The sequence below is a fragment of the Halochromatium glycolicum genome, assembly GCF_016584085.1.
GTDB classification, from domain to species: Bacteria; Pseudomonadota; Gammaproteobacteria; order Chromatiales; family Chromatiaceae; genus Lamprobacter; species Lamprobacter glycolicus.
In genome coordinates this window covers 109,912-130,951 of record NZ_NRSJ01000006.1, presented here as the reverse complement: position 1 = coordinate 130,951, position 21,040 = coordinate 109,912, and the positions used below count along the sequence as shown (strand labels likewise).

18 protein-coding genes are annotated in these 21,040 nt (G+C 65.2%); 2 read left to right on the top strand and 16 right to left on the bottom strand.

From position 1 onward, the window contains the following. Positions 1 to 12: 12 nt before the first annotated feature. The 9 genes from CKO40_RS05490 to nifH all read right to left on the bottom strand — a co-directional run bounded on the left by CKO40_RS05490 (position 13) and on the right by nifH (position 11,805). Entirely contained in the window at positions 13 to 975 is a 963-nt protein-coding gene (locus CKO40_RS05490) for a diguanylate cyclase (protein ID WP_200345187.1), read from the bottom strand. Continuing rightward, the gene (locus tag CKO40_RS05485) at positions 976 to 5,079 is read right to left on the bottom strand and encodes a PAS domain S-box protein (RefSeq protein ID WP_200345186.1); all 4,104 of its coding nucleotides are present in this window, start codon (positions 5,077 to 5,079) and stop codon (positions 976 to 978) included. A gap of 108 nt (positions 5,080 to 5,187) precedes the next feature. After that, a complete protein-coding gene (locus CKO40_RS05480; protein WP_242476843.1) occupies positions 5,188 to 5,457 on the bottom strand; it encodes a DUF6129 family protein in 270 nt (89 codons plus the stop codon). A gap of 41 nt (positions 5,458 to 5,498) precedes the next feature. Continuing rightward, positions 5,499 to 6,212 carry a dinitrogenase iron-molybdenum cofactor biosynthesis protein gene (locus CKO40_RS05475; protein ID WP_200345184.1) on the bottom strand — a complete coding sequence of 238 codons (714 nt, stop codon included), beginning with the start codon at positions 6,210 to 6,212 and terminating at the stop codon, positions 5,499 to 5,501. A 348-nt stretch (positions 6,213 to 6,560) separates the two neighbouring features. Further along, positions 6,561 to 6,749, bottom strand: a complete 189-nt coding sequence (locus CKO40_RS05470) for a DUF362 domain-containing protein (RefSeq protein WP_200345183.1) — start codon at positions 6,747 to 6,749, stop codon at positions 6,561 to 6,563. A gap of 85 nt (positions 6,750 to 6,834) precedes the next feature. Continuing rightward, positions 6,835 to 7,053, bottom strand: a complete 219-nt coding sequence (gene nifT, locus CKO40_RS05465) for a putative nitrogen fixation protein NifT (protein ID WP_200345182.1) — start codon at positions 7,051 to 7,053, stop codon at positions 6,835 to 6,837. Between the two features lie 427 nt (positions 7,054 to 7,480). Continuing rightward, the gene (gene nifK, locus CKO40_RS05460) at positions 7,481 to 9,052 is read right to left on the bottom strand and encodes a nitrogenase molybdenum-iron protein subunit beta (RefSeq protein ID WP_200345181.1); all 1,572 of its coding nucleotides are present in this window, start codon (positions 9,050 to 9,052) and stop codon (positions 7,481 to 7,483) included. Positions 9,053 to 9,273: 221 nt separating this feature from the next. After that, positions 9,274 to 10,752 (bottom strand): nitrogenase molybdenum-iron protein alpha chain, encoded by a 1,479-nt coding sequence (nifD, locus tag CKO40_RS05455; protein WP_420827360.1) that lies wholly within the window; start codon positions 10,750 to 10,752, stop codon positions 9,274 to 9,276. A gap of 165 nt (positions 10,753 to 10,917) precedes the next feature. Next, entirely contained in the window at positions 10,918 to 11,805 is an 888-nt protein-coding gene (gene nifH, locus CKO40_RS05450) for a nitrogenase iron protein (RefSeq protein ID WP_200345179.1), read from the bottom strand. A 212-nt stretch (positions 11,806 to 12,017) separates the two neighbouring features. Between nifH and CKO40_RS05445 the strand changes: the two genes are divergently transcribed. Both CKO40_RS05445 and CKO40_RS05440 read left to right on the top strand, forming a co-directional pair. Further along, positions 12,018 to 12,869 (top strand): NAD(+)--dinitrogen-reductase ADP-D-ribosyltransferase, encoded by an 852-nt coding sequence (locus CKO40_RS05445; RefSeq protein WP_200345178.1) that lies wholly within the window; start codon positions 12,018 to 12,020, stop codon positions 12,867 to 12,869. Positions 12,870 to 13,360: 491 nt separating this feature from the next. Then, positions 13,361 to 13,813 carry a DUF1640 domain-containing protein gene (locus tag CKO40_RS05440; RefSeq protein WP_200345177.1) on the top strand — a complete coding sequence of 151 codons (453 nt, stop codon included), beginning with the start codon at positions 13,361 to 13,363 and terminating at the stop codon, positions 13,811 to 13,813. 58 nt (positions 13,814 to 13,871) lie between these two features. Here the strand turns inward: CKO40_RS05440 and CKO40_RS05435 are convergent, their stop codons facing one another. The 7 genes from CKO40_RS05435 to ccmE form a co-directional block, all read right to left on the bottom strand. Continuing rightward, on the bottom strand, positions 13,872 to 14,435 hold the full coding sequence (locus CKO40_RS05435; protein WP_200345176.1) for a class I SAM-dependent methyltransferase: 564 nt from the start codon (positions 14,433 to 14,435) through the stop codon (positions 13,872 to 13,874). Positions 14,436 to 14,519: 84 nt separating this feature from the next. Beyond that, positions 14,520 to 15,695, bottom strand: a complete 1,176-nt coding sequence (locus CKO40_RS05430) for a hypothetical protein (RefSeq protein WP_200345175.1) — start codon at positions 15,693 to 15,695, stop codon at positions 14,520 to 14,522. Positions 15,696 to 15,773: 78 nt separating this feature from the next. After that, complete coding sequence (gene ccmI, locus CKO40_RS05425; protein ID WP_200345174.1) at positions 15,774 to 17,315, bottom strand: c-type cytochrome biogenesis protein CcmI; 1,542 nt, start codon at positions 17,313 to 17,315, stop codon at positions 15,774 to 15,776. A gap of 27 nt (positions 17,316 to 17,342) precedes the next feature. Then, positions 17,343 to 17,873: a cytochrome c-type biogenesis protein gene (locus CKO40_RS05420; RefSeq protein WP_200345173.1), complete on the bottom strand. Its 531-nt coding sequence runs from the start codon at positions 17,871 to 17,873 to the stop codon at positions 17,343 to 17,345. Between the two features lie 2 nt (positions 17,874 to 17,875). Beyond that, positions 17,876 to 18,415: a DsbE family thiol:disulfide interchange protein gene (locus CKO40_RS05415; RefSeq protein WP_200345172.1), complete on the bottom strand. Its 540-nt coding sequence runs from the start codon at positions 18,413 to 18,415 to the stop codon at positions 17,876 to 17,878. Between the two features lie 118 nt (positions 18,416 to 18,533). Continuing rightward, positions 18,534 to 20,522, bottom strand: a complete 1,989-nt coding sequence (locus CKO40_RS05410; RefSeq protein ID WP_200345171.1) for a heme lyase CcmF/NrfE family subunit — start codon at positions 20,520 to 20,522, stop codon at positions 18,534 to 18,536. Next, a complete protein-coding gene (gene ccmE / locus CKO40_RS05405) occupies positions 20,519 to 21,010 on the bottom strand; it encodes a cytochrome c maturation protein CcmE (protein WP_200345170.1) in 492 nt (163 codons plus the stop codon). Before ccmE ends, CKO40_RS05410 begins: the two co-directional genes overlap by 4 nt. Positions 21,011 to 21,040: the final 30 nt, after the last annotated feature.

Below are 21,040 nucleotides of genomic sequence, written 5' to 3'. Positions count from 1 at the left end.
GGCGGCTGCGCATCAGGGCTCCAGCTCGGGCTCGACGCCATCTGTCTGAACGGGCGTGCTCGGCACGCCCGCGCAGCGGGCCTGGCGGCAACGGTTGCGTCCGTCGCGCTTGGCTTGATAAAGGGCCTGATCGGCGGCCTCGAGTAACCGCGCGCGGTCACCGATTGGGGCCGCGGCAGCCGCAACCCCAATGCTGACGGTGACATGGTCCGCGGTCTGCGAATAGGCGTGGGGTAACGCGGCCTCAGCGACCGCGTGCCGTGCGCGCTCGGCGATGGTGCAGCCGCCTTGGGCGTCGGTATTGGGCAGCATCAATACGAATTCCTCCCCCCCATAGCGGGCGACCAGATCGGCGGGTCGGTGCAACGCCCGTCGCAAGACTGCGGCGACCTGGCGGAGGCAATTGTCGCCGGCGCCATGGCCGTAATGGTCGTTATAGGCCTTGAAGTGATCGACGTCGATCATCGCCAGGGCGAGGGGTTGCTGATCGCGGCCTAGACGCGCCCATTCTTGCTCGAACAACAGGTCGAATCGGCGTCGGTTCGGGATATTGGTCAGGCCGTCCAGTTGAGCCAGGTTCTCGAGCAGGTCGGTTTTCAGCTTCAGGCTGAGGTGCGTCTTGACCCGTGCGCGCACGACCGGAATGTGGAATGGTTTGTTGATGTAGTCGACCGCGCCGACATCGAGGCCAAAGGCCTCATCCTCGATGCTGCTCTTGGCGGTGACGAAGATCACCGGGATACTGCTCGTGGCCAGATCGGCCTTGAGCTGTTGGCAGACCTGATAGCCATCCATGCCGGGCATCATCACATCGAGCAGGATCAGATCCGGGGGGTCGACGGAGCGTGCGATCTCGAGCGCCTTGGTCCCTTGGGTGGCGACGCGCACCCGATAGTCCGCTTTGAGCGCCTCGGCAAGCAATTGGATGTTTGCCGGGGTGTTATCGACGATGAGCACAGAGGCCGTGGTAGACATCTAGTTCTGGTTCGCTGGCGGCACATCCGATTGTGGCGTGGTGACTGGAATCGGTGAGGCTGCGGCGGGCAGCTCGTCAAGGACCCGAGCGGCTGCATCATAATCGAAGCGGGCAAGGGCCTCCTCGATGCGGGACAGTCGGGCTTGCGCCGCGGGGTCGGTTTGCGGGCGCAGGCGGGCGAGCAACTCGGGCGCAACATAGTCATTGTGCCTGATCGCGCGGCGCAGCTCGGAAAGCGCTTGCGGGTCGAGCGCGGGCGTTTGCGCGGTTGCGGTATCCTGAGCCGCCTCGGCCCGCGCGGGTGCAGGGCGGACCCAAGGTTGCAGTGTCGCGAGGAGCTGCGCCGGGGAGGCGGGCTTGGCGAGGTGGGCGTTCATGCCCGCGGCCAGGCAGCGCGCCTGATCGCGCTCGAGGGCGGCGGCGGTCAAGGCGATGATCGGCAGCCTCGGGTGTTGGGCGCGGATGCGGGTCGTCGCCTCGAGGCCGTCCATCTCTGGCATCTGCAGATCCATCAGCACCGCATCGGGCGCATGCTGCAACGCAAGCTCGACCGCTTCGCGGCCGTTCTCCGCGATGAGCACTTGGGCGCCGAAGCGCTGCAGCAATGCCTGGATCACGATCTGATTGATCGCGTTGTCCTCGGCGACGAGGATGCGCAGCCCCCGCAGGGCGGTCTCGTCGAGCGGGTGCTCGGGCTCGGCTGCGTTCGGGGCAGGGCAGGAAGCAGGATTGGGGGCAGAGCTGCTGGCGGCAGGCTGCACGGGGGCCGTCCGGGGCAGGCTGGCGATGGCCTCGAACAGCGCGGCCGGCGTGACCGGTTTGGTCAGGAAGGGCGGCAGCTCGCTGGCGGGGGCACGCGCGAGCAGTTGGGTCTGCTCGAGGTTGGTCACCATCAGCACCAGCGGTGTCGCGAGATGGCCGAAGGTGCGTGGCGGTTGCGCGCCACCACTGGGAATCGGCGCGGTTGCGGTCGGACAGGTATGGCAATTCAGGCAATGCTTGGCGTCGAGCAGCACCAGCTCGATCGGCGAGCCGGCCGCCGCGGCGCTGGCGATGCGCTGATGGGCCTCGGCGCAACCGTCGGCCACGACCAACGGAATCTGCCAAGAGTCAAGCAACGCGCTGAGCATATCGCGGGTGAGCGGCTCCTTGTCGATCAGCAGGATACGCGCTTGGGCGAGCTCGGGCGGAGGCGCGCCGATACGGGGCGTCGTCCCCTGGGGGAGCGGGAACCAGGCGTCGAAATGGAAGCGGCTGCCTTGGCCCTCGCGGCTCTCGACCTCGATGCGCCCGCCCATCATCGAGACCAGCCGCTGGCTGATGCTGAGTCCCAGGCCGGTGCCGCCATAGCGGCGGGTGATCGAGCCGTCGGCCTGGGTGAAGGCGTTGAACAGGTCTTCGGCGGTGCCGGGGGCGATGCCGATGCCGGTATCTTGCACGGCGAAGCGCAGCCTGACTTGGCCTTCGCGCTCGTCTTCGACCGCGATGACGAGCGCGACATGACCCTGCTCGGTGAACTTGACGGCATTGCCGACGAGGTTGTTCAGCACCTGTCCCAAGCGCATCGGGTCGCCGATGAGCTCCCGCGGCACCTCCGGCGCGATGCGATAGACCAGCTCCAGGCCTTTCGCCTCGACCGCGGCCTGGAACAGCGCGGTGAGCTGATCGAGCAGGTCGCGGAGCCGAAACGGTCGCGGATCGAGCTCGACCTGACCCGCTTCGATCTTGGAGTAGTCGAGGATATCGTTGAGGATGCTCAGCAGCGCGCCCGAGCTTTGGCGGACCTTCTCCAGGTAATCGCGCTGCTGGGCGTCGAGCGCGGTGCCGAGGGTCAGGTCCGTCAGCCCGATCATCGCATTGAGCGGGGTGCGGATCTCATGGCTCATGTTGGCCAGGAATTCGCTCTTGGCGCGGTTGGCCGCCTCGGCGGCCTCCTTGGTGGCCAGCATCGCGGCCTCGCTGGCGCGCCGCTCGGTCAGGTCGAGCACATGCGCGACCGTGAACGAGAGCTCGCCCTGCTCGTCGCGCACCGCCGAGGCGCTCAGCAGCACGGGGATGCGATGGCCATCCTTGTGGATATAGTATTTCTCGAAGCGGACCTCGTCGGTTCGGCCCGAGAGCAGCGCGTCCAGATAGCCCAGGTCCTCGTTCAACCCCTCCGGGTCGGAGATCGACTGAAAGTCGAGCGCGAGCAGTTCCTCGGCGGTGTAGCCGAGGATCGTGCAGAGGGCTTGATTGACCTGAAGCCAGTGGCCGCTCGCATCGACCAGGGCCATGCCGTTGGGGGCGATCTCGAAGGCGCCGCGGAACTGCGCCTCGCTGCGGGCGATGCGCTCCCGTGCCCGGCGCGCATCGGTGATGTCCCAGTTCACGCCGACCATCTTGGTCGGCTGGCCGTGGGGATCGCGGACGATGCGGGCGGCGGCGCGCAGCCAGCGGGTCTCGTCACCGCGCAGGATGCGGAATTCGGCATCGAACTCGATGTTGGCGTTCAGCGCCTGGGCGACCTGCTGTTCGATACGTGGACGGTCCGCCGGATGCAGGGCCCGCAGCCAGCGCGAATACGCCTGCTGATCGCCCTCCAGCGGCATGCCATAGAGCGCCTCCATCTGCTCGTTCGTGGCCAAGCTATTGCTGCCGATCGTCCATTCCCAGATGCCGATGCCGCCGATGCGGGTCGCGAGCAGCAGGCGCTCGTTCAGGGCGCGCAGCTCGGTGACATCGCGCGACATCGCGTACAGGACCTCACGGCCCTCCCAGACGGCGGTCTGCACGGAGACGATGATGTTCAGCAGCCGGCCATCGCGGCAGCGGTGGCGGGTCTCGAAATCGTCCCGCCCGTGGCGACGGACCCGCTCGATATGGCGCTCAGCCGCTTCCGGGTCTTCGTAGGCGTCATAATCACTGACGCGCAGGGTCGCGAACTCCTCGGCGCTGTAGCCGAGCCGCTCATGGGCGACGCGGTTGAAGTGCAGCGGCAGGGTGGTCAGCGGATCGATGATCATGATGCTCTCGGGGGAGAGCTCGAACACCGTGCGCAGGAACTGTTCCGATGCGCGAAGGGCGTCGTGGGCCTGCTTTTGCGCGGTGATGTCGCGGTTGAGGCCGCGGTAGCCGAGGATCGCGTCATGCTCATCGCGGATCGGGAACCCATTGAAGGCGAAGCAGCGCCGCTTGCCATCCTTGCCGATCAGGTCGTTCTCCTGGTTGCCGAACGGTGTCCCTTGCGCGCGGGCCTGCTCAAAGAGGGCGGCGACGCGCTCGGCCTCAACAGGCTCCATCAGCATAAAGGGGGTCTGGCCGATGAGCTCGTCCTCGCGATAACCGAGCAAGGGTTCGAGCTGGCCGGAGAGGTAGGTGAAGCGGCCTTCCAGGTCGACTTCCCAGATGAAGTCGGCGGTGCAGGCGATGAGGTCGCGCAGCCGGGCCTCGCTCTGCGCGAGCTGATGTAACGCGGCCTTTCGCTCGGTCACATCACGCTGGACGCCAAAGTGACCAATGATGCGTCCCTGGGCCGCATAGAGGCAGCGATAGTCGCCTTCGATCGAGATCGGCGTGCCGTCGAAACGCCGCTCTTCGCTCTCTGTATGCAGGCGGCCGGTATCGAACAGCTGCCGCCACAGGCGGCGGCCTTCGGCGAGATCGTGCCCGAAGAATTCGGCCGGGCTCAGGCCGAGCAGCTGTTCCGGCCGGGCGGCGTATTGCCTGCACATCGCCTCGTTGACCTGCGTCACCCGCTGGCGCTGGAAGGCGTGATCGAGGGCCTGCTCCTTGTCGATGTCCTCGTCCCAGCGCAGTGGCTCGTCGAGCAGCATGAAGAACATCCCGTCGAGGGACTGCTCGAACAGCAGGCTGAGCGGGGCTGTCGTGTCATGCAGCGTTAGCGACGCAGGGGTGTCGTGCTCGATGCCGGAACGCGCCCACCAGCCTGCGTTGTCGTCCTGCCGGAGCCAGTCGGCCGCATCCAGGTTGGCGCAAAGCTCAGCACAGCACGTCTCTGGTAGGCCATAGGCGGCGGCGAGTGCAGCGAGGGGGAGCCCTGGATGCGTCAGAATGAATCCATGCAGCGCGCGTTCGGCAGGGGAGAGGCTAGACGACGACACATGAGCACCGAATCAGACCTGATCCGGTCGATTGAACCATAGATAGCAGTGAGGTGCGAATCAGCGCCTTCGCGGCTTGGCGGGCTCAGCGTCGCCTAGGTGGCTGGCTCAGTCGTCGTCGCTGAGCTCGGCCAGCACCAGGCCGGTCGCGCTGTCGAGATCGCGGGTGAAGCGCAGGCAGTGCTCGCTGGCGTCGATCAGATAGAGGTTGAAGCCCTCGCATTGACGCACCGGCTCGATGCCGGCACTGATGTCGTCATCCAGGCAATAGGTGAAGTGATGCTCGGGCAGGGCCTCGCGCAATGCCGCGACCGCGTCGTTGCTGAGGCCGGCCCGGCGGATGATGGCCTCGATCCGGTCGAGGAAGTCGGTCGTCATCATGCTGTCGACTCGGTTTCGTCTTGCGATCTGCAGCGGGATCAGCTCTCCTCGGCCGTGCGCTCGAAGCGGACGCGCGCGTCGGTTGCGGCGCCCATGATCTTCGCGAGCCAGGGCGGTGTCTTATCGGCCAGGGTCGCGGCCAGCTCCGCGATGTGCTCGCGGGCGTTGCCCATCTGCGGCCGCTTGATCGGGTGCACGTCCTGCTTGACGACCTTGGCCGCGGCGGGGCCGCCGATCGAGGCGACGTAGAGGATCTGGCAGTCGGCGATCAAGGAGGCGCGATAGGCGTTCTTGTCATCCTGCATCGCGCCTGACGTGGGATCGATTTCGCGGCAGTCGATGAGCTTGAAGCCGTGCGCGGCGACTTGATAGACGAGAAAGCGCCGGCAGGAGCCGAAGTGCCCATCGAGAAGCTCGCCGCCGTTCGAGGCGCAGGCGACCCGAATGGAGTCCGGCAGCTCGCCGTCGGTGTATGACTCGGGCGCGGGGGCCGGCTCGATCTCGCTCGCGCCCTGGCCTTTGAGATGGGCGAGTGCGTCCTTGAGCGAGGCGTTGTCGACATCTGCGAGCTCGCCGTCGGCGGCCTGCTTCAGGGCCTTGACGGTCAGGCCGTCGAGCTTGGCCGCGGTCGGTGGCAGTCCGACTGCATCGGCGAGCACGCGCAGGAGCCTGGCGGCGTCGGTGTCCGGCAGACAGCGTGCGGCAAGCCCGATGCGTAGCGCGATCTCGTCGGATAAGGTCGTTTGGGTCATCGGGTGCTCCTGATCGGGGTCCGGCCGGGTTGGCACGGACGATTGGGGCCGGGGGCGGCGGAGGATTCTGCTCTGTGCCGGCAGAGCTAAGTGGCCTGGGGTTTTGGAGGCTTCGGCTTGAGTGGTGCGAAGGTTTCGGCCTTGGGGGTGGCCGATGCTTCGGCTTGAGCGGTGGTGCGGAGGCTTCGGCTCGCGGGGTGGCCGAGGCTGCCGGGTAGCGCCCGCCGGGGGACGCCGTGAATCCGTCCTTGGAGGCTCGAGCGCAGCATCCTTGCTGCGCACGCCCCCGGCAGGCGCCACCCGACAACCTCGGCTTCGAGCGCCGGCTGTTCATCGACGTCCTGATGGTCAGGCCGGGACGATGCAGTCGTCTTCCATGCAGACGTCCAGGCACTGCGGATCGGCATCGTCGCATTCGGTGCAGGTATTGGTGTCAATCTTGTAGACGCCCTTGAACGGCGTGATGCTGTCGGTCGGGCAGACGGATTCGCAGTCGCCGCAGGCGGTGCAGAGGTCGCGGATGATTTGAAAGGCCATGTCTAACCTCCGGAGTCGGGGTTTGGGTTGGCTCGCACCCCAGCGATCGCATGGGGCGCAGGGACTGGCTGCTGGCGCGCCCGCATCAGCTGTCGGCGCGCTTGAAACGGAGCGTGGTCGGAAAGCTTGGCGGCGGGCTGACCGGATCGATATACCAGCGCGAGCCGTCGGTCAGCTCGACGGAGCCACCCCAGGCGTCGCTGGTATCGGTCTCGACGCTGGCGATGGTCTCTTCCATGTCCTTCTTGGCGACGTAGAACAGCAGGCCGCCGTCGTCCTTCTTGCGGATCATCACGTTGGGCATCTTGTTATGTCTCGTTTTCGTCGTCGGTAGATGTCGTGAGCGGCAGGGTGTCAGGGCTCGTCGGACTGAGGCGGTCATCACCGCCTGATGCCGCTGTCAGCGGTGTCTATCGGTAGAACGCGGATCGCTGCGCTACCGGAATCTACAGCCAGGTTTCTGCCGGCCAAGTTCTCTCGAGCGGTAGTCGTGGCCCTGGTGCCCCGGTCAGCGGCGTCGATCGCCCGGATGGCGATCGCAGAGCCTCCAGGGATGGATTCACGGCGGCCGCTGACCGGGGCACCAGGGCCGCGACGGGACCGTTGGCACCGTTGGCACCCAGCGCGCGTTGCATGTCGCCTGAGCGTGCGATCCCCTGAGCTCGCGATCCTAGGTCCTGACCCGACGGGACGATGCAACCGCTCCGTCGGGCCGGGACCCACCTTCGCCCTTACCGGACCAGGTCGTAACCGAAGTCGGTCACGCCCATCTCGTTGGTCTCGCGGTCGAGCTGCTCGAGCACGGCATTGACCAGCGTGGTCAGGATGTACATCGCACCCTCATAGCCCATCGTGGTCATCCGGTGCAGGTGGTGCCGGTCAAAGATCGGGAAGCCGATCCGGATCAGCGGCACCTCGTGCGCCTTGCCCTTCTTCAGCGTGTCGCGCTGGATGAACTTGCCGTAGCTGTTGCCGATCAGGAAATCGGGCTTGTCGGTGAAGCACAGCGAGCGCAGATGCCAGAGATCCTTGCTGACATAGACCGTTGCGTTCTGGCCGTAAGGGGAGTCGGCCAACATCGCGTCCATCGCCTTCTTCCAGCGCTTGTTGGCGTGGTGACAGAGGACGTGGGTCGGCTCGGCACCGAGCTCGAGCAGGAACTTGGTCAGGCCCATCACGAAATCGGCATCGCCGTAGAGCGCGAACTTCTTGCCGTGCAGCCACTGATGGCTGTCGGTCATCATGTCGACCAGCCGGCCGCGCTCCTTGGCCAGCGAGTCCGGGATCGCCTTGCCGGTCAGCTCGGAGACCTTCATCAGGAAGTCGTCGGTCCACTCCAGGCCCATCGGGATGTCGACCTTGGAGACCGGCTGGTGCCAGGTGGTGTCGATGAACTTCTTGGTCTTCGGCAGCTGCCAGGGCTGCAGCAGCAGCGTATCGATCGCGTTCGGGGCGTCCTTGATCTCGTCGATCTTGGTGCCGCCATCGTACATCCGGTACTCGCCGTCGGCCGGGGTGTCGAGGACATCGGTCGGGTCGCTGAGCAATGTGTAGCCGACGCCCATCTCCTGCATCATCCGGTGCAGCACGCGGAAGTTGCCGAGGTAGGTCTCGAAGCCCGGCACCAGGTTGATCTTGCCGTTGCTGCCGACGGCCTTACCCTCCATCTCGTTGAGGGTGAAGTAGCGCATCGTGCCTTCGAACATGTTGTCCCAGCCGGTGGTGTGGCTGCCGACGAAGCTCGGGGTGTGCGCGAACGGGGTCGGGAACTCGGCCGGGATGTGGCCTTCCTTCTTGGCGTTGCCGATGAAGGCGTTGAGGTCGTCACCGATGACCTCGGCCATGCAGGTGGTCGAGACCGCGATCATCTCCGGCTTGTACAGGGCCTTGGCGTTCTCGAGGCCGTCGAACATGTTCTTCTGACCGCCGAACACCGCCGCGTCCTCGGTCATCGAGTCGGAGACGCAGGCGATGGGCTCCTTGAAGTGGCGGTTGAAGTAGGTCCGGAAGTAGGCGACGCAGCCTTGGGAGCCGTGCACATAGGGCAGGGTCTTCTCGAAGCCGAGCGCGCAGAGCACCGCGCCGAGCGGCTGGCAGGCCTTGGCCGGGTTGATGGTCAGGGCCTCGCGGGCGAAGTTGAGCTCTTGGTATTCCTTGGTGGTGGTCCACTCGAAGGTCTCGTCGAGCTTGGCCTGGTCGGCACGTTCTTCGGAGAGCTCGCGCTTGTTGGTGATGGTGGCCTGATAGTCCTCGTCGAGGAAGAGGGGATAGCCGGGCTTGATTTGGTCGACGGTCTGGGTCATCGGTGTGCTCCTGCCGCGCCGCTTATCTGCGGACTGACGGCGAGTGAAGGGTTACGACGGTTCGGTGATTGCCCTGTGGCGGCTGGGTGGCGGGTGGCGCACTCACGTCCGGCGGCGTCGATCGCCCGGATGGCGATCGCCGAGCCTCCAGGGATGGATTCACGGCGTCCGCCGGACGTGAGTGCGCCACCCGCCTTCGCACTGAGCCTAAGGTCTTGCGATCACGCGCTGGCGGCCATCGGCGCCTCGCCCTCACCCGCGGCGGGCTTGAGCCAAGGTGCCTGCATGCTGTTCCAGCAGGGGTTGTTGATGGTCATGTCCATGTCGCGCGCGAAGATCGCGAAGCCGTCGTAGCCGTGGTAGGGACCCGAGTAGTCCCAGGAGTGCATCTGGCGGAAGGGCACACCCATCTTCTGGAAGATGTACTTCTCCTTGATGCCGGAGCCGACCAGATCGGGCTTGACGCGCTTGGTGAATTCCTCGAACTCGTAGCCGGTGACGTCGTCGTAGAGCAGCGTCGAGTCGGCCATCTCCTTCATCGTGCGGTCGTAGTCGTCGTTGTGCGCGAACTCGTAGCCGGTGCCGACGACCTCCATGCCGAGGTCTTCGTAGGCGCCGACGATGTGGCGCGGACGCAGGCCGCCGACGTAGAGCATCACCTTCTTGCCTTCCAGGCGCGGGCGGTACTTGGCGATCACGGCATCGTATTCGGCCTGGTACTTGGCGATGACCTGCTCGGCATTGGCCTGGATGGTCTCGTCGAAGAACTCGGCGATCTTGCGCAGCGATTCGGCGATCTTGGTCGGCCCGAACAGGTTGTATTCCATCCACGGCACGCCGTAGCGCTCTTCCATGTGGCGGCTGATGTAGTTCATCGAGCGGTAGCAATGGATCAGGTTGAGCTTGACCTTCGGGGTGAGCTCCATCTCCGAGAGGGTGCCGTCACCGGACCACTGGGCAACGACGCGCAGGCCCATCTCCTCGAGCAGGATGCGCGAGGACCAGGCGTCACCGCCGATGTTGTAGTCGCCGATGATCGCGACGTCGTACGGGCCGACCTCGAAGCTGTTGTCGTTGTCGCGGTTGTGCACGACGTGGTCACGGATCGCGTCGTTGGCGATGTGGTGGCCGAGCGACTGGGAGACGCCGCGGAAGCCTTCGCAGCGGACCGGGATCACCGGCTTGTCGAGATCCTTGGTCTTCTTCTTCGAGACCGATTCGATGTCGTCGCCGATCAGGCCGATCGGGCACTCGGACTGGACCGTGACGCCCTTCGCGAGCGGGAACAGCTGCTCGATCTCGTCGAGCATCTTGTCGAGCTTCTTGTCGCCGCCGAAGACGATGTCCTTCTCCTGGAAGTCGGAGGTGAAGTTCATCGTGCCGAAGGTGTTCACACCGGTCATGCCGGTGTAGTAGTTGCGCCGGCCGGCGCGCGAGTACTGACCGCAGCCGACCGGACCGTGCGAGATGTGCACCATGTCCTTGACCGGGCCCCAGACCACGCCCTTGGAGCCGGCGTAGGCACAGCCGCGGATGGTCATCACGCCGGGCTGGGATTTGCGGTTGGAGGTGATGCACTTCTTCGATTGCTCGACGCTCGGGTCGTTGACGGCCAAGTGCTTGGCCCGGTCCTTCTTTGCCTTCTCGGGGTAGACCTCCAGGACCTCCTGGATGAGGGCTTGGGTCTCTTCGCGGGTCATTGCCATGTCGGCTGTCCTCTTGACGTCGCCGCTAATCTGCGGACGCACGCAGGGTTGGGAACGGGGTTCGAGGCCTGATGACCGGGTGACCTCCTGGCTTCGCCGCGCCCCCTCGCGCGAGGGGGCGGGAAGCAAGGCTTCAACACCGGGATCGTCTCTCGAGGCTTAGGCGGCACAGACCTCTTCTTCGGTCGCGGTCTTGCCGACGATGCTCTCGTCTTCCTCTTCGAGGATGCCGAACTCCATCAGCAGGTCCTCGAGCTCGTCCATGCTCACTGGTGTCGGCACGACGAACTTCTGGTTGTCGACGATCTTCTGCGCCAGCGCGCGATACTCATCGGCCTGCTTCGAACTCGGGTCGTACTCGATGACCGTCATGCGGCGGATCTCGGCGCGCTGCACGACGTTGTCACGTGGCACGAAGTGGATCATCTGGGTGCCGAGCTTCTCGGCGAGGTTCTCGATCAGCTCGTCCTCGCGGTCGGTGTTACGGCTGTTGCAGATCAGGCCGGCGAGGCGCACGCCACCGGAGCTGGCATACTTGACGATGCCCTTGGAGATGTTGTTGGCCGCATACATGGCCATCATCTCGCCGGAGACGACGATGTAAATCTCTTGCGCCTTGTTCTCGCGGATCGGCATCGCAAAGCCGCCGCAGACGACGTCGCCGAGGACGTCATAGAAGACGAAGTCGAGGTCCTCGTCATAGGCGCCTTCTTCCTCGAGGAAGTTGATCGCGGTGATGACGCCGCGGCCGGCGCAGCCGACGCCCGGCTCCGGTCCGCCTGACTCGACACACTTGATATCGGCATAGCCGAAGCGCAGCACATCTTCGAGCTCAAGGTCCTCGACCGATCCGGCTTCAGCGGCCAGATGCATGATGGTTTCCTGCGCCTTGGCGTGCAGGATCAGGCGGGTCGAGTCCGCTTTGGGGTCGCAGCCGACGATCATGACCTTCTTGCCGATCTCCGCGAGGCCGGCTACGAGGTTCTGGGTCGTCGTCGACTTGCCGATTCCGCCTTTGCCGTAGATGGCGCATTGACGCAGTGCCATGAGATTCTCCCGGTTGGATGCCCTGTCGGGCGGTGAACAGTGTTGTCGCTCGACAGGGTAGAAGCACTGCGCGTGCCAGAATCCTGAAAACTGATTAGAGGTCTGAAATAGAACGATAAATTGGGGAAGCGCCGGAGCCGGGATGTTGGTAGCATAGATAACAAGGCCCCGGTCTTTGTGTGTCTACCGACAGCTTGCGTACCAACTGCGACATGCCCCAGTCACCCCCCTCCCTTCCGGCAGGCGCACGCTTGTCGCTGAACCGCTGCAATCTCCCGGCCGTGATCCTTGGCGGGCTCACCTATCAGGCGCACCCGGTCGCGCTGGAGATCGACGGCATCCGCGCCTTCCACAAGGACCTGTTCGAGCTATTGGCGCCGATCGACGATGCGCGCGAGCGGGCCGAGCGCTTCGTCGATTACATCGCCGCCCACTTCTGCCTGGACGACCTCGAGGCGGCCGGCCTGTCACCGGAGCGGGTCAAGAAGTATCGGCGCAACGCCAACTATCTCCGGATGGTGCGCGGCTGGTCCTTCGACGCCGACGGGCGCGAGGGCGCCGTGCTCAAGCACTGGGTCGAGACCCGGTTCGGGCTGCTCGCCCGCTACCATGCCGGTGCGCTCGATGACAGCGATGGGGATGCCTACCACCACTATCTGGCCCAGGGCGCGAAGGGGCTCTATGCGACCAACGCCCTCGAGGCCCAGCTCGATCTGCTCTATACCTATTGTCAGTACGAGCTGGGCCGCCAGCATCCGAACCGGACCCATCTGACGCTCTACCGCGGCATCAACCGGATCGGCGAGCATGATCTGTTCGACGACCTCGAAGGCGTTTCGACCAGCCCGTTCAACGGCCACCCGCGGCGGGTGCTGCTGAACAACCTGAACAGCTTCACGAGCGATCGCGAGCGGGCCTGTGAGTTCGGCGACTACATCCTCGAGACCCGCATCCCGCTGCCGAAGGTCTTCTTCTACAACAGCCTGCTGCCAGGGATGCTCAAGGGCGAGGACGAGTGGGTCGTGATCGGAGGGGTCTACGAGGTGACGATCAGCTGTTTGTGAGACAGCACCCTGGTCGATGCGCGCGCTGTCTCGGATCGGATCGATCGCTATGAGGTACGAGCGTTCCCTACCAACACGGGTGGCACCTGATCCTCGCCGACGTTATCCAAGACCTTGATCATCGCTTCACCGAAAGTCCAGTGACTTGGTCAACCAATGCGCTCTTTTCCTAATAAAATCATAAACTTGTGTTGCCACACAGAAGAGCAGCGAGTCAGGTGGATGAACCGATGATCAAGGCCGACATGGGGAGGGAGCCAGAGCTTGCCCTGCGGTCCGTGCTGCGTCGAATCCTTATCCACCTGCTGAAATTCCAGTATTCTCCTGCCGAGGGGCCCCGGGACCGAGTGGGCTGAAGAGATCATCGAGTTTCGCGACCAACCCAACCGCGTCTCGAGACAGCGTCGAGTCTAGGGCACCATGCCGACGCCCTTGATGAAGACATCTCCCTTGTGCCTGATGCCTCAAGCCCGTGACCGGAGCAACCGCTAATGAGCGCCGCCTTTGACCTGTACACCAAGCTCAAACACACCTCGACTGATGAGGAACGTGCCGAGGTGATTGCCCAGGCCTTTGATGCGCTTGAGGCGCGCTTCCCGCAGATCAATGATCTGGCTACGCAGGGCCATGTGCGCGAAACTGAACTGCACTTGCAGAAGGAGATCAAAGGCGTCGAGCTACAGATCCAGGAGGTGGAGGCGCGATTGCAGAAGGAGATCAAAGGTGTCGAGCTGCAGATCAGGGAGGTGGAGGCGCGATTGCAGAAGGAGATCAAAGGCGTCGAGCTGCAGATCAGGGAGGTGGACGCCCGCCTTCAGGAGCGCATCAGTCAGCTGGAGGTCAGCTTGCACCAGGCCCTGGCCGCACAAACCCGGTGGCTGATCGGGGGCTTGGCCATCCTGGGCGTCGTGCTGAAGCTAGCGGACTTGATGATCGGGACCTAAGAAGAAGCCGACCGGGAGGCCGCGATACGGTCCCGTGGATGGCAACAGTGTGATCGAGTCAAGGCGTCTTGAAGAACGCGATCACGAACATCGGCGGGAGGTTCCAGAGACAGTATTTGGATTCATGGCGCGGGAACATCGCTGCATGATCGCGTAGCTCCGGCGTGACCTGGTAGATCACGAACGCGCTATGCGCCTCCGGTTTGAGTGCTGCGTAGATCGATTCGATCAGGGGCTTCTTCTTGTCGGCAGGCAGGATGCTGAATGGGATCCCGGAGAGCACATAGTCGCAGTGCTCCCAACCCCGCTTCTGCATCTCAGCGGCGAGCTCATTCGCCTCAGCCTGCACGACCTCGACGCGTTCATCGTCCGCGAAGGCGGCCTTGAGATGGGCGGCGAGATCAGCGTCGATCTCGATGAGCAGGAGGCTTGATCCTGCCGGCAGACGTTCTAGCAGCGCGCGGGTGTGGACACCCTCGCCCGGGCCGAGCTCGATGATTCGGCGGGGCTCGGAGAAATCGAAGTGGCGCGCAACGCGTTCGACGAGCATCGGAAAGCTCGGAATCACGGATGCGACCTGGTGTGGTCGTTTGAAGAAGCTCTTCAGGAAAAGCAGACTCATCGCTCTTGGGCTTAACGGATTGCACTCAGTGATTGTCCGGAGATGAACTCCCGACCTAGGCGCGACCGGTCGCGGCCTGGTTCCTCAACGGCGGTTCCTATTGCGCGATAGGTCGCGCGACAGGTCGACGACCGGGACCTTCAGGGGTGAACCTGGCCTGAAGGGCGGTTGTTGCGGCCGCTGTCGAAACGGGGCGGCGAGCTGGTCGGCGAGCCACAGGCCGAGCAGGGCGAGCGGAAGCGGCGCCAGGAGCCAGACCGGAAGCGGCAGCTGAAGGAGCATCGGGCCGCCGAGCAGCGGCAGCGCATAGACCCAGACCTTGCCGAGCAGCAGATTGAGTAGCTGCGTCAGCGCGATGATCAGCAGCGCGGCGAGCGCCGAGAGCAGCGGTCGGCTCCAGTCGCCCCGCTGGATGCCGGCGAGGCCGGTGGATTGTCCGCGCAGGATCTGGGTGCCGAGTGCGAGCAGCACCGGTGCGGCGATCATCAGCCAGTACAGGCCATCGGGCCAGACCGGGTAAGCGCTGAGGCCGATGCCGGCGAGCCCGATCAGCAACCACCCGTCCGCTGGAGCGGCGGTGCTGGGGTCGCTCGCGATGCGCAGGCCTCGGTTGGTTGCAGCGATCAGCGAGGGGAACGAGGCCAGCCATTGGCGTAGGCTCAGCAGTGCGGGGAGCAGCGTTGCATAATCGAGCGACTTCCCGAGTGCGAACGGGACGGCCTCCTCGGCATTGGGGTAGCGCCAGAGCCCGACGAAGAGGTTGAGCCAGTAGAAGAACAGCCAGCCCGCGGTCAGGCTGAGCGGGAACAGCAGCAGGAAATAGCCGCGCCGCTGGCTCAGTAGGCTGCTGCCGGTGCGCCGCTCAGTATCGGCGTTGACGACGAGAAGCAGCGCGAGCGTGAAGAGCCCGACCGCGGCATTGCCGGCCCCACCATCGATTGCGATGATCATTGCGAGCAGGCAGAGCGGGGCGAGCCAGACGAATCTCGGCCAGCGGTCCTGTTGCATGGGGCGATCAGCCGAACCGGCCCCCGGTTGACGGGGCCGGCTGAGCCAAACGAGGGCGATCAGCGCCAGCAGGCTCAGTCCGTACACAGACAAGGTGAAGGCCCAATCGGCCGGGGCAGCGTCGAAACCGCGTGCTTGGAGCGGAAATCGCAGCAGGTCTCCGACTGGCTGACCGCTGGCAACCGCTCCAGCCAGCGGGATCAGGGCGGTCGGCAGGTAGACCGCAATCAGTGCCAGCAGGGGCCGCGCCATAATATGCTCGTCACCCTGTACTCAGCGGACGATCTCGCGGCGCCGCATCCAGCTTGACCTGCTGCGCTCGAACGCAGCCTAGCGCCGGACACGATCGATGAGGATACGGATCGTTTCATCGCTCGCGTTCGAGACAGGACCGCTCTCGCCCTCGAGGTCGCCGGGGCGCGGCATCGCCTGACCGCTCGGCGAGACACGCGCGCCGACGATCACCTGCGGAAAGTTCGACAGCTGCATCGCCGGCATCATCGCCATGCTGTCATCGAGCTGGACCGCGACCGGCAGCTGCCCGAGCGTCGTCCGCTGCACGGCCAAGGGCATCGGGGGGCCGGAGGCGGCGCGGGCGAAGATGAAGACGGTGGTGTTGGGCGGATAACGGCCGGCGAGCGCCGGATCGAGCTCGGCACGGACCTGGAGCCCACCGCTGTCGGCTGCGCTCGTCGAGCCCTGTTCCTGTTCCTGCGCCTGTGGCTGGCCTGCCGACGCGGACCCCATCTCCGCCGATGGTGCCTCGGCGGTGCGTTCGGCCGCTGCCGGATCGGCCGCCTGGCCGCCGCCGGGCGTTGTCGTCTCGGGCGCTGTTGTCGGCTCAGATCTCTGCTCAGGAGTCGGCTCCGCATCTGAGTTGCCGGAGGCCTCGGCGGCGGCCGAGCTGTCCTGGGTATCGGCCTGCGCGAGCTGTCGCGCCTCGGGCGGTACCCCGGCTCGCTGTTCGGCCTCCTCGATCAGCGAACGCAGCTCGGCTGCCTCCTCGGTGGACGGGTCCGTCGCCTCCAATAGACGTTGCCAGGTCGTCGCTGCGCTGCGGAACTGACCGCGCTGGAAGGCGACCATCGCTGCGAGCCACCGCGCGGTCGTGTTCTCGGGGTCGAGCTCCAGGGCCTCGGAGATCAGCTCGGCTGGCCGCCCCTCGAGCTGGTTGTCGTTGTTGGTCGCGATCGACTCGGCGTAGGCGAGCACGATCATCGGGTCTTCAGGATTGAGCTTGTACGCCTTTTCCAGCGCCTCCTGGGCGCCTTTGCGATTGCCGGTCGCGAAGTAGGTCCGGCCAAGCATCATCCAGCCCTCCGCGTCGTCGGGCTGTTGCTCGAGACGCTGCTCGAGCCGGGCAACGAGCTCTTCGAGCGGCGGCAGCTCGCTGTTGCTGCCGCGCTGGGCCGGACCGCTGCCGGCGGCGGCGATGCGCTCCAGCTCAGGGATGATCGACTGATTCCCGATCAGGGCATAGAGCGCCCAGGCGCTCAGTGGGATCACGAACAGCAGCGCAAGCGCAGTGATGCGCGGGCCCGGTAGGCGACCTGCGAGCGACGTCGAATCCGGTCCGGCGGCGCCGGTGGTGAGCGGGTCGCGATCGCCGAGGTCGTTCAGCAGTTCGCGCTCGAGGTCACGGCGAGCCGATTCGTAGCCGGTCTGATCGAGTTTTCCAGAGGCGAGATCGGCATCGAGCTCAGCCAGCTGCTGCTTGAACAGCGCGAGGTTCATCTGCGCCTGATCGGCGTCGGAGTCATCCGTGTCGGAGCGGTCGTCGGTGGGTTGCTTCGGTGCTTGCAGGAGCGGGGCGACGACGAAGAGGACCGCCAGGCCAGCGAGCCCGGCGGCGAGAATCCAGAAGGTGGTCATAGGGACAGCGTGTCAGGGGTCGGAGGGTCAGTCGCGATCGGCGGTTCGATCGGCGGTTTGATCGGCCGTTTGATCGGCGTTGAGGAGCTCATCGATGCGGGCCCGGTCGGCCTCGGTGACAGGCTGATCGGGGGTCGTCTTCTTGCTCAGCAGGGTGCGAATCACGACGACCGCCCCGATCCCGATCAGCACGAAGGGGCCGAACCAGAGCAGGTAGGTCGAGGGCTTGAGGGGCGGATCGTAGAGCACGAAGTCGCCATAGCGCGCGACCAGGAAGTCGAGGATCGCATCCTCGGACTGACCGGCGCGCATCATCTCATAGACCTCGTTGCGCAGGTCCTGCGCGAGCTCGGCCTGCGATCCAGCCAGGGATTCGTTCTGGCAGACCAGGCAGCGCAGCTTGCCGATCAGCTCGCGGAACTGCTCTTGCTGGGCCGGGCTATCGAACTCGAATTCCTCGAGCGTGTAGGCAGCAGCGACGCCGCCGAAGAGCAGGCCGGATAACAGACTGGCCAGCAGCAGGGCGGTGGGCAGGAGCGGAAGGGTCGGTCGGGTCATCATCAGCCTTCGGCCTTGAGCTGTGCGATCAGGGGCTGCAGGGTTTCTTCCCAGACCTTGCGGTCGACGGGCCCGATATGCTTGTAGCGGATGATCCCTTGCTGATCGACGACGAAGGTCTCCGGGGCCCCATAGACGCCCCATTCGATACCGACATCATTGTCGGGGTCATAGCCGATGCGGTCATACGGATTGCCGGTCATTCGCAGCACGCTGAGCGCATCCTGCGCATCGTCCTTCCAATTCAGGCCGACGATCTGAAAGTCCGGATTCTCGGACAGCACCATCAGCGCCTGATGCTCCTGCCGGCACGAGCTGCACCAGGAGGCCCAGACATTGACCAGCGAGATCTGGCCGCGCAGGTCATCGTCGACGAGGGTGCGGCCGGTATCGGTCAGCTCCGGCAGGCTGAACTCGGGGATCGGCTTGCCGATCAGCGGCGAGGGGACCTTGCGCGGGTCCTTGCCGAGGCCGATGACCAGGAGGATCACCAAGGCCCCGAAGATGATCAGCGGAATCAGAAAACGCCAGGATTTCGCCATCGTAGTGTGACTCGTGAGGGTTCCGTCGTTGCAGGCGCACCGGCGCGACCCGTCGCGCTGGTGCTCGTCCAGTTCTGGTTCGCTGTTTTCAGGCGCGTCTGTTTCAGGCGCGTCTGTTTCAGGCTGGGGCGGTGGCGGCAGCGGCTGGGGCGCTGCTGCGCACGCTCGCGCTGCGATAGCGTCGATCGCTGACGGCGATGGTGCCACCAAGCGCCATCAACACCGCGCCAAGCCAGATCCAGCGGACATAGGGCTTGTAGTAGAGCCGCAGTGCCCAATCACCACCGCCGACGGCCTCGCCGAGCGAGACGTAGACATCGCGGAAGAAGCCGGCGTCGATCGCCGCTTCGGTCATCGGCATGCCGCCGCCGAGATAAGACCGCTTCTCCGGATACAGCTCGGCGATCTGGCGATCACCGCGGTAGACCCGGAAATGGCCTCGGTCAGCACGGTAGTTGGGGCCGTTGACCTTCTGCGCGCCGAGGAACTCGAAGCGATAGCCGGCCATCTCGTGGCTGTCACCCGGAGACATGCGCAGATCCTTCTCGATCTGATGGTTCGAGACCATGGTCACGCCGACGATGAACATTGCGACCCCGAGGTGCGCGACGACCATGCCGTAGAAGCTGCGGCCGTTGCCGCTGAAGTCGGCCTTCAGCGCCTGCCAGAGCGGCTGCTTCTTGTGCTTGAGCCGGTCGCGCACGATGGTCAGATGCGAGAACAGCAGCCAGCCGGCCAGGGCGATCCCGATCGGCACCCAGAAGTCCCCGCCGCTGATCGACTCGCGCGAGCTCAGCGCGAGCAGTACGATGCTGAGCGCGAAGGCGAGCCAGAGCATCTTGGTCAGGCGCCAGGGCGAGTCGTGCTTCCAACGGGCGGCCGGACCGATGCCGAGGAGCAACGCCAGGAACGGCGCCAGCGCGACGAACATCTTATTGAACCAGGGAAAGCCGACCGAGATCTTGCCCAGGTTGAAGGCCTCGTAGATCAGCGGTGCCAGGGTGCCGAACAGGACCAGCACCGTGAAGGCGACGAAGATCAGGTTGTTCAGCATCAGCGCGCTCTCACGCGAGACCAGATCGAAGCGTCCGCCCTCGGAGACATCTGGCGCCCGCCAGGCGTAGAGCGCCAGCGAGCCGCCGATGACCACGCACAGGAACAGCAGGATGAACAGGCCGCGCTCGGGGTCGGTTGCGAAGGCGTGCACCGAGGTCAGCACGCCCGAGCGCACCAGGAAGGTGCCGAGCAGGCTCAGTGAGAAGGCCGAGATCGCCAGCAGCACGGTCCAGCTCTTGAACGCCGCACGCTTCTCGGTGACCGCGAGCGAATGGATCAGTGCGGTGCCGACCAGCCAGGGCATCAGCGAGGCGTTCTCGACCGGGTCCCAGAACCACCAGCCGCCCCAGCCGAGCTCGTAGTAGGCCCACCAGGAGCCGAGCGCGATCCCGATGGTCAGGAAGACCCAGGCAACCGTGGTCCAGGGGCGCGACCAGCGCGCCCAGGCGGCATCGAGCTTACCGCCGATCAACGCCGCGATCGCGAACGCGAACGCGACCGAGAAGCCGACATAGCCCATATAGAGCATCGGTGGATGGATGGCCAGGCCGGGGTCCTGCAACAGCGGATTGAGGTCGCGACCCTCCGGCGGCACCGGGAACAGCCGCTCGAACGGGTTCGAGGTCAGCAGCATGAACAGGAGGAAGCCGATCGCGACCAGCCCCATCACACCGAGGACGCGCGCGACCACCGGCAGCGGCAGATAGCGGCTGAAGACCGCCACCGCCGCGCCCCATCCGGCCATCATCAGCGCCCACAGCAGCAGCGAGCCCTCGTGCCCGCCCCAGACCGCCGAGAACTTGTAGATGTCGGGTAGGAGCGAGTTCGAATTGACGGCGACATAGTGCACCGAGAAGTCGCTCGTCAGGAAGGCCTCGACCAATGCCAGGAATGCGATGGCGACGAAGACCAGCTGCCCGTAGGCCAGGGGGCGGGCCATCGTCATCCAGGGTCGGTTCCCGGTCAGCGAGCCGGCCAACGGGAAGACGGCCTGCGCCGTTGCGAGCAACAGCGCGAGGATCAGTGCGATATGTCCGAGCTCGGGGATCATTGGGTCGGGCTCCGGGTCGTGCTCGTCGGGGCGAGGCTGCCGGCGGTCTGCTCCACGACGCCGTCGACATGGGCCGTCTGCAGCGTATCGGCAACCTCGGGCGGCATATAGGATTCATCGTGCTTGGCCAAGACCTCCTCGGCGTAGAAGGTGCCATCGGCCCCGATGCGTCCCTTCGCGACCACGCCCTGGCCTTCGCTGAAGAGATCCGGGAGGATGCCGTTATAGCTGACGGGCACGACGGCGGCGTTGTCGGTGACGTCGAAGTGCACGGTCAGTCCGTCGGACTGACGCTCGAGGGTATCCTCGACGACGATGCCGCCGACCCGGAACACCGCGTCGACCGGATGCTCGTTCGCCATCACCTGCGTCGGGCTGAAGAAGTAGGAGATGTTGCTCTGCAGCGCGCTCAGTGCCAGCGATGTCGCGCCGGCCACGCCGACCAGGGCCAGGCCGACGAACACCAACCGTTTCTGTCTTGCTTTCATCGTGCGGATTCCTCGTGGCAATCGATCGGC